Source organism: Limnohabitans sp., assembly GCF_036804465.1.
Taxonomy (GTDB): domain Bacteria; phylum Pseudomonadota; class Gammaproteobacteria; order Burkholderiales; family Burkholderiaceae_C; genus Limnohabitans.
Genome location: NZ_DAIRSK010000019.1, coordinates 40696 through 50913 on the forward strand (window position 1 = coordinate 40696; position 10218 = coordinate 50913).

A 10218-nucleotide genomic window follows, 5' to 3' on the forward strand; every position below is an offset into this window, starting at 1 on the left:
GCTCCTGCTGAAAAAAACGATTCGAAAAAAAAGCCCGCTGAGGCGTCCCTCGCGAGCTTTTGGGGGCAGAGGCTGATCAGTACAGCTTCTTGGGCAACTGCATGCTGCGGATGCGCTTGTAGTTGCGTTTGACGGCTGCTGCTTTTTTGCGTTTACGTTCGGCGGTGGGCTTCTCGTAGAACTCACGCGCGCGCAAGTCGGTCAACAGACCCAATTTTTCAATGGTGCGCTTGAAGCGACGCAGTGCGACGTCAAACGGTTCGTTTTCTTTTACACGGATGGTGGTCATTACCAAAATTTCCAATTAATTGCAGTCAGAGGGTGCCTAGGAAGATCGGGCCTAAGCGCCTTGCCTGCGGTGTTCCCCAACATGAAGTTGATCAGGCCGTTGGGGGTTTGCCAGCAAAGAACAAGATTATAGCGATTAAAACGACGGCTTGAGTCGAACGCCCAAAGCCTTGGCGCAGGCATGGGCGCTGGCCCAGGCCCACTGGAAGTTGTAGCCGCCTAGCCAGCCGGTGATGTCCACCACCTCACCAATGAAATACAAGCCCGGCTGCTTTGATTCCATGGTTTGTTGCGACAAATCGCGCGTGTCTACGCCGCCCACGGTGACTTCGGCTTTTTTGTAGCCCTCGCTGCCTGTGGGGGTGAGCGGCCAAGCGCTCAGGCGCTGGGCCAAGAGCTTGAGGGCTTTGTCGCTGGCCTCGATCACGGGGCGCTGCCACGCGGGGTCTTGGCTGGCCCAAGTCTCGGCCAAGCGGGAAGGCACCCAGGTATTGAGTTCATTGGCAATGCGCTTTTTAGATTGCTGTTTGGCCACCAACAGCGCTTCTTGAAGATCGACTTCGGGCGCGAGGTTGATGCGCAAGTCAGCGCCCGAGCGCCAATAGCTTGAAATTTGCAGCACGCCTGGGCCCGACAAGCCGCGGTGCGTGAAGAGCAAATCTTCGTCAAAACTTTGCAGGGTTTTCTTGGTGCCCGTCTCGATCCGCACGGGCAAAGACAGACCCGATAGCTCAGCGTAGGGTGCCCAAGCTGTTTCGTCAAACGTGAGCGGCACCAGGCCCGGTCGGGGCTCGACTATGCGCAAGCCAAACTGCTTGGCCAGTCGATAGCCTATGTCGGTGGCGCCAATTTTGGGGATGGACAAGCCGCCCGTGGCGACCACCACCGCCGCAGTGTGCAGCGAGCCTTGGCTGGTGTCGACCTCATAGCGTTGCGCCTCGGGCGCGGCATCAGAAAAGCGAATGGCCTTCAAACTGCAAGGCTGCCAGCGGGTCACGCTGCCGCCACAGGCTGAGCCGTTGCATTCGTTCAGCAACATTTGGATCAGATCATCCGCCGAGCGGTCACAAAACAGTTGGCCTTTGTGCTTTTCGTGAAACGGGATTTGGTGTTTTTGCATGAGCGCCACAAAATCTTGCGGTGTGTAGCGCGACAGGGCGCTGCGGCAAAACTGTGGGTTGTCGCCTAAAAAATGTTTGTGTGGGGCGCGCACATCGAGTTCACGGTTGGTGAAGTTGCTGCGCCCACCGCCTGAGATGCGAATTTTCTCGGCCACCTTCTCGCTGTGATCCAGCACCAGCACTTGCAAGCCTTGTTGCGCCGCCACGCCTGCACAAAACAAACCGGCAGCGCCGGCACCCACGATCACCACATCAAACAATTTCATGGGGTGAGTTTAGTGGCCTGGTCTTTTGCTGATCAAGATGTGCTGTTTGAATGCTTGCGCAACGGGAGACAGATGTTTGGCGGCAAGGTGCACCAAATGCCACGACGATTGAAGCGGAAATCCCGGGACTTGAATGACGCTGGCGCCGTGCTCTTTTTGATGTCCATGCAAGGCATGTTGAGAGATCACACCAATGCCCAGGCCGCCTGCTACAGCTTCTTTGATGGCCTCGTTGCTGCCGAGTTCCAAGCGAATGTTGGGGCGAAATTTTGTCTTGGCAAAGTGCGCATCTCCAGCCATTCGGGTGCCAGACCCCTTTTCACGCAGAATGAATCTGCAGTTTGATAAATCGCTGAGCGAAACGTTGGCTTGCTTGACCAGTGGATCGTTGGATGCGGCAATCATCACGATCGGGTTAGGCATCACGATCTCATCGATTAGCGCAAGGTCGCTGGGCGGCAAGGACATGATGTAGAGGTCATCTCGGTTGTCGCGCAAACGCTCTAGCACGCCGTCTCGGTTCAAGATCTCTAGCGAGACGTCGATGGACGGGTGGCGTTTGCAAAAAGAACCAATCAGTTTTGGCATGAAATATTTGGCCGTGCTCACCACTGAAATTTTCAGTTGGCCTTTCGTGATGCCCTTGGTGGCATGCACCCCTTGTTCAAACGACTCCCAGGTTTGACACATCTCGCGAGCGGTGGCTGCGAGCGAGTGACCGATCTCAGTCAGATAAATCTTTTTGCCAATCACCTCGTACAGCGGTAAGCCAATGGCCAAGCTCATTTCTTTGAGCTGCATGGATGCCGTGGGTTGTGTGATGTGCATGGCTCTAGCAGCTGCGCTGACACTGCCTTTATCGGACAAGGCTTGAAAAAGTCGCAGTTGGCGAAATGTTAAATGCATAGACTTTAACCTATATATAAATATTAAAGAATCAATTTTACAAAATAGTGTGGGAACTTTAAGATTTCAACAAAGGAATCCACCATGCACAATCTTCTCGACCCCGCCATTTTGTTTTTCATTGTGGGTGTCCTGGCTGGGGCAGTCCGTTCCAATTTGGAAATTCCGCCTGCTATTTCCCGTTTTTTGTCTTTGTATCTGTTGATGGCACTGGGTTTGAAGGGCGGCTTTGCGCTGTCGCATTCTGGGCTGACGCCCCAGGTCGGCATCAGTTTGGCGGCGGCCATGACCTTGGCTATCTGTATCCCACTCATGGGGTATTGGATTTTGAGCCGCTTCGTTTCAGGGTTTGATGCTGCTGCGGTCGCTGCCACGTATGGGTCGGTGAGTGCGGTGACTTTTGTGACGGCCGTTCAGTATTTAGAAAATTCATCCGTGACTTATGGCGGTCATATGGCTGCAGCAATGGCTTTGATGGAGTCTCCGGCCATCATCATGGCGGTGGTGTTTGCCAATGTGTTGCGGCAAACCAAGGGCAATGTCAGGGTCGCGTTGGGTGGAAATGCAGCGCAGGTGCATGAGCGATCAGCGCCGCCGAGGATGAAGGTGAGCAAGATCTTGCATGAGTCCTTCACCGACGGCGCGCAATTGTTGCTGTTGGGGGCGATGCTGGTGGGCTTACTCACGGGTGAATCGGGCAAGGCCGCCATGCAACCTTTTTCTGCCGATTTATTCAAAGGCATGCTGTCGTTTTTTTTGCTTGACATGGGGCTGATGGCTGCGCGCAATTTTCCAAAGGTGCGAGACCATTCCCCCGTGCTGATTGCCTACGCAGTGCTTGGCCCAATCACCCATGCGGGACTGGCCTTAGGGCTGGCCATCTTGCTGAGCCTTCCTGTGGGGGACGGCGCCTTGTTGATGGTTTTGGCGGCAAGTGCCTCCTACATTGCTGTGCCGGCTGTCTTGCGCTATGCGCTGCCTGAATCAAATCCTTCCCTGTATTTTGGCCTGAGCCTTGGTGTGACTTTTCCTCTGAATATTTTGTTCGGTATTCCAGTCTACTTATCCTTGGCACAAACATTTTTACTGTGAGGCGTGCATGACCCGCTCTGAAATGAGTCCGTATCAGGGCCGTGAAGTGGCCTTTTTAACGCAACATGGCAAACAGCACTTGATGCGTGACCCTTTGCTGCACGGGCTAGGTTGCCATTTGGTTCACACGGATGCGTTTGACACGGACCAGTTGGGGACGTTCACCAACGAGGTTGTTCGACATGGCTCTCAACTCGATGCGGTCAGGGAAAAAGCGAGGCTGGGCATGAATCTGACGGGTTTGCCCATTGGGATCGCGAGCGAGGGCGCATTTGGCCCTGATCCATTCGTTGGTTTTACGCCTTGGAACTCCGAAGTTGTTTTGTGGGTTGACCAAGAATTAGGCATTGAGGTTCAGGGATTTGCGCATGGCCCCGCTCAGAGTTTGCAAAGGGCCATCAAAACCCTAGACGAGTTAAGTAGCTTTGCAAATGAGGCAAATTTTCCTAGCCATTACCTGAGTCTTCGCCCTGAGGAGATGGATTATTCGGCGGGACAAAAAGGCATTCGTGATGCGTCCCATTTGGCTGCCGCATTTCAATTGGCTCAATCTCGGTCTGCGAGCGGTTGGGTTGTGATCGAAAACGATCTCAGGGCATTTTCAAACCCGACTCGACAAGCGCTTATTCGAAAAGCGATGGATAACTTGATTCAAAAGTTACTGTCTGCATGCCCTCAATGCACCAAGCCCGGATTCAGCTTGACAAAGAAAGTTCCGGGTTTGCCATGTCGTGCATGTGCCCGGCCCACGCAGCTTGCAGTCGAAGAAATTTGGCGGTGTACGAATTGCAGTTTTGAAGCGCACAAGCCAATCCTTCAACCCGAAACAACCGACCCTGCAAGGTGCAACTATTGCAACCCCTAAGCACTGGCGCTAGGGGGCGGCAAGTACAGCGAGGCTCTGGTTTTGTTGCATCGCCAACAAACCCTTGAACACATCGCCCACCACGATGACCGATGGGCTGGCCATCGCTTCGCAAACGATGGTCTGATGCAGCAGCTGCAGCTCGCACACCACATGGCGCTGGCCAGGCAGGCTGACTTGGTGAATCACAGCCACCGGGGTGCTGGCGCGCATGCTGTGCAAAAGCGCCTCCTGCAGATGCGCGGCACCGCTCACGCCCATGTAGATCACCAGCGTGAGTTTGGCTTGCACTGCGGTGCGGCCTAGAGCCACCCAATCTATCCCGTCGGCCGCATCTTGCTTGGCATGTCCGGTGATAAACACCACGCCATGCGCGTGTTCGCGGTGGGTGAGAGGGGTCCCCAGGGAGGTGACGCCTGCTAAGCCTGAGGTGATCCCGTTGATCACGGTCACCCCAATGCCTTGGGCTTGCAAGTGCTCTACTTCTTCACCACCCCGACCAAAGATGAAGGGGTCGCCGCCTTTGAGGCGCACCACGGTTTCGCCAGCCCATGCATGTTGCACCATGAGTTTTTCAATAAAAGCTTGCGGGGTGGACTTGCAGCCGCCACGCTTGCCCACATGGATGATGCGCGCTGTGGCTGAGGCGTGGGCGGTGATGGCCTCGCTCACCAAATCGTCCACCAACAACAGGGTGGCCGAAGCAATGGCCTTGACCGCTTTGATGGTGAGCAGTTCAGGGTCGCCAGGGCCTGCGCCGACCAAGGTGACATGGGGTTGAAATGGTTGATTCATGGTCATAACGCCAAGGCTTTGAGCACGGCTTGCACTTGGGCGGCCAACGGAGCTGGCACGGGCAGTTCACCATTGAGCACGGCGTGGGTGTAGCGGGCGGTGGTGGCTGCGTCGATGTGGGCGGGCAGCTCGGGTAGTTTGAGCAACGCCCCCAGCTGTGCCGCGACCAAGGGCGTGCGCATGCCGCCCACAAAGGCGTCCATTTGAGGCGTGCGGCGGGCATCGGCCACCACCTCGCCTTCCGTGCCTCGCAGCAGCAAGGCGCGTGCGCCGGTCAGCTCAAGCGTGGCGGCCATCGAGACGGCGTATTCGGGGTGAGTGAAGCTGCTGACCAGCAGGGCATCTGCTGCTGTGGTGGGGTTCATGAGCTTCACCATGCTGTGAGCGGGGTTGCGCAGGCCCACCACGCGGCGCACGTCTAGCAAGCGTTTGAGACCAGGGCACAGCACCTCGGTGGGTGCAAACACCAATTCGCCTGCTTGCACCGCTCGCACAGTGGCTAAAGCTGACACGCCCATGGCACTGAGCACGTCTTGGCTGGTGACGCGGCTGGATTCAGTGGCGGTGCCATGCACGACCACCGCCAGACCCTCGCGAGCCAGCAAATGGGCCAGCAGTGGCGTGAGCACAGGCAGCTTGCGCGCACCGTTGTAGCTGGGCAGAACCACCGCGGGGCTGGACACACTGAGGGGGCGCAGACGGGCATGCGTGGCATCTAAAAAGCCTGCCATTTCTTGGTCAGTCTCGCCTTTGATGCGCATGGCAATGCAAAAGGCCCCCAACTCGAGGTCTGACACTTGGCCATCCAAGATTTGACCCATCAGGTCGGTGGCGTTGGCCCGGTCCAAGGCGCGCGCGCCATCGCGTCCGCGCCCGATCTCTTTGATGTAGTGGCTGATGCTCATGGTCTGATTGTCTCGCAGGCTTGATAACTGAAGGCTATATGGCGAATTCCGGCGGCACAGACTTCTTCAACTTGGGCTCATCTCAAGTTCTAGACGAAAGCCCCTAAGATGAATGACAAGATGTCCATCTTTGGTTTGATGACGTAGATGTCATTTTCTTGCCACGCCATATGCCACCCTACGCTTGAAAATGAAACTATAAAAAACACAAAAGGTTGTTCAAATTGAAGATATTGTTAATTGAGGATGAGGCCAAGATTGCCGAATTTGTCATCCAGGGACTGCGTCTTGCAGGCCATGAGGTGACGCATGCGCAAGATGGCGAGCTAGGTTTAGCCTCAATTATTGCCGCTCAGCACGATGTGGCCATCTTGGATTTGATGCTGCCTAAGCTCGACGGGTTTGAAGTTTTGCAGCAAGCCAAAGCCGCTGCCAGTCAGATGCCCATCATCATCCTGAGCGCCAAAGTGGATTTGCCTGACCGCCTCAAAGGCTTTGATTTAGGGGCGGACGATTATTTGCCCAAACCCTTTTTTGTAGAAGAGCTGTTGGCCCGCATCAAATTGCTGGCCAAACGCACCGTGCCTGATGAGGTGCAGGAAATTTCGGTGGGGCCCCTCACCCTCGATGTGGTGACGCGCCATGCCAAATGGTTTGAGATGACGGCGTTGCTGAGCCAGCGTGAATTCAGTTTATTGGCCTATTTGGCGCGCTCACCAGGCCATATTTATTCGAGACAACAAATTCTCAAGCATGTGTGGGACATCAACTTTGACCCGGAAACTAACTTGGTCGACGTGTGCGTGCGTCGCATCAAGCTCAAGTTAGACAGGGGCAACAGCAATCGTCCTTCCCCCATTGAGTCTGTGCGGGGTGTGGGCTATCGACTGCGGCTGGAGTTTTGAATGAGGAAACGTTCTTTTCAACTTCATGTTTTTATCTTGCTGGTGGCGGTGGCTTTCACAATCATCTTTTCAAATCGGCTGATTGCTCAATATTTTTTGACGCATCAATTGCGGGATCAGATCCACGCTGACATGGGCCGGGGGTTGATCGCCTGCGCTGACAAGATGCAAGACAAGGCTCAATTTTTGTCCTGTTTTCATTTGATGGATGATGGCAGCCTGATTGGAAGTGCCTCAGATTTTTATATGCTCTGCCCCCAGGCGAGTCGTGCCAACGAGGTGACTCAAGCGGATGCATGCGGCATAGCGTTCTCCCAGCAAGCGCTCAAGCAGCAAATCGATGGCACGCTGACGCAAGTCGAACTATGGCGTGGTCTCAGGCAAGGCGAGATTTGGTACCAAGCGCGACATCAAGACATGACCAACGGCGCTGAGTTGTGGTTAAAACAAGCAGATGCCGATGTGTTGGTCGATCGGATGTGGGAGTTGAGAGATCGAAACTTGTTTCGTGTGGCGCCCATTGTTTTTATATTGCTGATGTTCTTGTCTTGGCTATGCGTGCGAACGCTGTTGCGACCTATGCGTTTGATAGAGCAAACGATTTCCAACTTGAACGACGCCAACCTTGGTCAAGCCACTGATTTGCAGGCCCCTTACCGAGAGTTTGAAAGTTTCATCAACGTCTACGACAGCTTGCGGACGCGTTTGTTTGACAGCTTTTCCAAAGCACGACGTTTTGCTTCGGATGTCTCGCATGAGTTGCGCACGCCACTGACCATTTTGCGAGGAAGCACCGAACAGTTGATTCGTGATTTACCAACGGGGTCAGACTTGCAGGTGCGGGTGCGCAACATGGGCGATGAGGTGGAGCGCTTGATCGACATCACTGAAAAGTTGCTGCTGCTCTCCCGTGCCGATGCCAATAGCTTGGGGCGCACATTCAGCGTTGAAAATTTGAGTGACATGCTCGAGCAACTGATCGCTCAAGACCCAGACCCAGACCCAGACCAATTGGCGCCGCCATTTACCGTGAGCTGCGCCATTGAGCCCCAGGTGCTGTGGTGTTGCGATAAAACCTTGGCCAAGCTGTTGATTCATAACTTGTTTGAAAACGCCCAAAAGTACAACTTCATGCAGGGCTGGATTGATGTGTCGCTGCAGCGCGAGGGGGCGCAGTTTCGGCTCAGCATTGAGAACTCGAGTGTGAACATCTCGGCCGACTTGGAAGCACGTGCCTTTGATCGTTTTTACAGAGGCGATGCGTCTCATGCACGTCAAATTGACGGTTTGGGCTTGGGTTTGAGCATTTGTAGCGAGATTGCCAAAGTGCATCAAGCCAGCCTGACACTGAGCGTGACGAATAAAAAATCAGTCATGCTCACCCTTGTGGGGCCTTTGAATACCCTGCACGCATGAGCGATAAATGACATTTGCGTCATTTCATGGATCCATGACGCAGATGTCACCCACCTAAACAATGGGGCTTTTATCGTGGCCTGATGGCCACGAACACGCTCCAAGTTAATTTATTGGACGACCTCAAACGAGAGGCGGGGCTAGAGGCCGTGGGTACAGAAAAGATCCACCTCACCCCCTATTTGGCTTTGGCCTGTGCCTTGCTTTACATGGTGGCCTCTGACGGCGAGCTAGACGCTGCAGAAACCAGTCATCTTCAGTCGGTGCTGGGTGGGGATGAGGAGGTGCTGCGCTACGGCGTGCACTATGTGCAGACCTTGTCCTTCGATGGTTTTTTGATCGACGCGCCTGAGTTGCTCAGCATGAAAGACAAGTGGTGCATCTTGGCCAATGTGTGCGATGCACTGTTGTCTGATGGCCAAGCTGACCCGGCTGAGTTGGCTCAGTTTCAACGTTTGAAGCAAGCTTTTGGTGTGCAGGACAGCCAGTTTGAGCCCTTCTTCAAAATCCTCGCGCTGAAAAACGACAAGTCAATCCTGGGTCGCTACACGGGTGTGCGTGATGAGCGCCAACCCATGACTGCGCATTTGGCCCTGGCGTGCGCCTTGCTCTACATGCTCACTTCAGATGGCTCGATTGGTGCGCAAGAAGTGGGTCAACTTGAGGCTGTGTTGGGTGAGTTTGAGGGTTTGCAAAAAGCAGCCTTGACCTATGTGCGTTCAGTCAAGATGAAGGCCTTTTTAGCTGAAGCATCGGTTGTTTTACAGCCCGACCAAAAGCTATTTATTCTTACCAATGTATGCGACTCCATGCTGGCGGATGGAGAGGTGGCCAGCATTGAAGACAAGCTGTTCATGTCCATGATGAACGCCTTTGGATACAACGAGGCCTCGTTTGCGCGTTTTCACCAAGTCATTGAAACCAAGAACGTCAAGCCATTCAACACCAACGAGTTTAAAAATCGTGTCAAGCATGAACGTGCAATCAGCATGGAGGGTGGTGAGGGCGATGTGTTTGACAACAAACTCAGCGATCCCAAGCTTGCGGCAGTGGCAAATGATTTACGCGATGCAGTGAAGGACGGGTTCTTGGGGGCCAGCGCTGCGGAGCTGGAAATGAGTCAGTTCATTTCGCGCCAAATGTTGGAAAACAACCAAAAAATCGCCAACGACCTCAAAGATCAAGACAGCATTGCCACCATCAAGCGCAATGCCATCGATGGATTGAACCTGCAAACCATTGAAGAACCTGAAGATGACCTCAACCGCCAAAAAGTAGCCTCTGGTGCATTGGCCAAAAACAAGCAAGTGATTGACTTAGACAGCGCAGAGGTCAACCGCCAGCAGTTGGGTGTGCAATCCCTTGACGAGCACAGAGAGACCATCGATCCAGAGGTGCGCGCGCAAAACATCCAAGAAGTGGTGGGGCAAGTTCATCACAAGTTGGATCAATTTGAGAAATCAAACTTCAGCTTTTTGTCGATCGGACGTGCCCAAAAATTTTCTGACGATTTCTTGCCCATTCAAGTGGAAACATCCGGCGGCAACCGACAAATGTTGGATGCTGCTTTTGCCAGGATGGGGTTGGTGTCGTTGCCAAGCACCTCGGCAGGAACTTCGGATACAAACTTGCCCGCCAAGACCGATCAACTGACGACGA

At 54.1% G+C, this 10218-nt stretch carries 10 protein-coding genes; 5 read left to right on the forward strand and 5 right to left on the reverse strand.

What is annotated here, in order from left to right; translation table 11 throughout:
• Window positions 1-76: 76 nt before the first annotated feature.
• From rpsU to V7Q41_RS11005, 3 genes are all read right to left on the reverse strand, one after another.
• Window positions 77-289 (reverse strand): 30S ribosomal protein S21, encoded by a 213-nt coding sequence (gene rpsU, locus V7Q41_RS10995; protein WP_006296472.1) that lies wholly within the window; start codon window positions 287-289, stop codon window positions 77-79.
• Between the two features lie 135 nt (window positions 290-424).
• Window positions 425-1675 (reverse strand): NAD(P)/FAD-dependent oxidoreductase, encoded by a 1251-nt coding sequence (locus V7Q41_RS11000; protein ID WP_333845890.1) that lies wholly within the window; start codon window positions 1673-1675, stop codon window positions 425-427.
• 9 nt (window positions 1676-1684) lie between these two features.
• On the reverse strand, window positions 1685-2581 hold the full coding sequence (locus V7Q41_RS11005) for a LysR family transcriptional regulator (protein WP_333845892.1): 897 nt from the start codon (window positions 2579-2581) through the stop codon (window positions 1685-1687).
• A gap of 84 nt (window positions 2582-2665) precedes the next feature.
• Between V7Q41_RS11005 and V7Q41_RS11010 the strand changes: the two genes are divergently transcribed.
• Both V7Q41_RS11010 and V7Q41_RS11015 read left to right on the forward strand, forming a co-directional pair.
• Window positions 2666-3673, forward strand: coding sequence for a sodium-dependent bicarbonate transport family permease (locus V7Q41_RS11010; RefSeq protein ID WP_333845894.1), 1008 nt, complete (start codon window positions 2666-2668; stop codon window positions 3671-3673).
• A gap of 7 nt (window positions 3674-3680) precedes the next feature.
• Window positions 3681-4538: a DUF6671 family protein gene (locus tag V7Q41_RS11015; protein WP_333845895.1), complete on the forward strand. Its 858-nt coding sequence runs from the start codon at window positions 3681-3683 to the stop codon at window positions 4536-4538.
• A gap of 9 nt (window positions 4539-4547) precedes the next feature.
• Here V7Q41_RS11015 and cobA read toward each other — a convergent pair whose 3' ends face one another.
• Window positions 4548-5333: a uroporphyrinogen-III C-methyltransferase gene (cobA, locus tag V7Q41_RS11020; protein WP_333845896.1), complete on the reverse strand. Its 786-nt coding sequence runs from the start codon at window positions 5331-5333 to the stop codon at window positions 4548-4550.
• A gap of 2 nt (window positions 5334-5335) precedes the next feature.
• On the reverse strand, window positions 5336-6238 hold the full coding sequence (gene ybiB, locus V7Q41_RS11025; protein WP_333845897.1) for a DNA-binding protein YbiB: 903 nt from the start codon (window positions 6236-6238) through the stop codon (window positions 5336-5338).
• A gap of 224 nt (window positions 6239-6462) precedes the next feature.
• Here ybiB and V7Q41_RS11030 point away from each other — a divergent pair, with 224 nt between their 5' ends.
• From V7Q41_RS11030 to V7Q41_RS11040, 3 genes are all read left to right on the forward strand, one after another.
• Window positions 6463-7143: a response regulator transcription factor gene (locus V7Q41_RS11030; protein ID WP_333845898.1), complete on the forward strand. Its 681-nt coding sequence runs from the start codon at window positions 6463-6465 to the stop codon at window positions 7141-7143.
• Entirely contained in the window at window positions 7144-8559 is a 1416-nt protein-coding gene (locus V7Q41_RS11035; RefSeq protein WP_333845899.1) for a sensor histidine kinase, read from the forward strand.
• A gap of 83 nt (window positions 8560-8642) precedes the next feature.
• Window positions 8643-10218: tellurite resistance TerB family protein (locus tag V7Q41_RS11040; protein WP_333845900.1), on the forward strand; the 1576-nt coding region annotated here is incomplete at its 3' end.

Coding starts and splice junctions, on each gene's coding strand:
- ybiB (WP_333845897.1), bottom strand. CDS start 6,238: ATGAGCATCAGCCACTACATCAAAGAGATCGGGCGCGGACGCGATGGC.
- V7Q41_RS11010 (WP_333845894.1), top strand. CDS start 2,666: ATGCACAATCTTCTCGACCCCGCCATTTTGTTTTTCATTGTGGGTGTC.
- V7Q41_RS11015 (WP_333845895.1), top strand. CDS start 3,681: ATGACCCGCTCTGAAATGAGTCCGTATCAGGGCCGTGAAGTGGCCTTT.
- rpsU (WP_006296472.1), bottom strand. CDS start 289: ATGACCACCATCCGTGTAAAAGAAAACGAACCGTTTGACGTCGCACTG.
- V7Q41_RS11000 (WP_333845890.1), bottom strand. CDS start 1,675: ATGAAATTGTTTGATGTGGTGATCGTGGGTGCCGGCGCTGCCGGTTTG.
- V7Q41_RS11035 (WP_333845899.1), top strand. CDS start 7,144: ATGAGGAAACGTTCTTTTCAACTTCATGTTTTTATCTTGCTGGTGGCG.
- V7Q41_RS11005 (WP_333845892.1), bottom strand. CDS start 2,581: ATGCATTTAACATTTCGCCAACTGCGACTTTTTCAAGCCTTGTCCGAT.
- cobA (WP_333845896.1), bottom strand. CDS start 5,333: ATGAATCAACCATTTCAACCCCATGTCACCTTGGTCGGCGCAGGCCCT.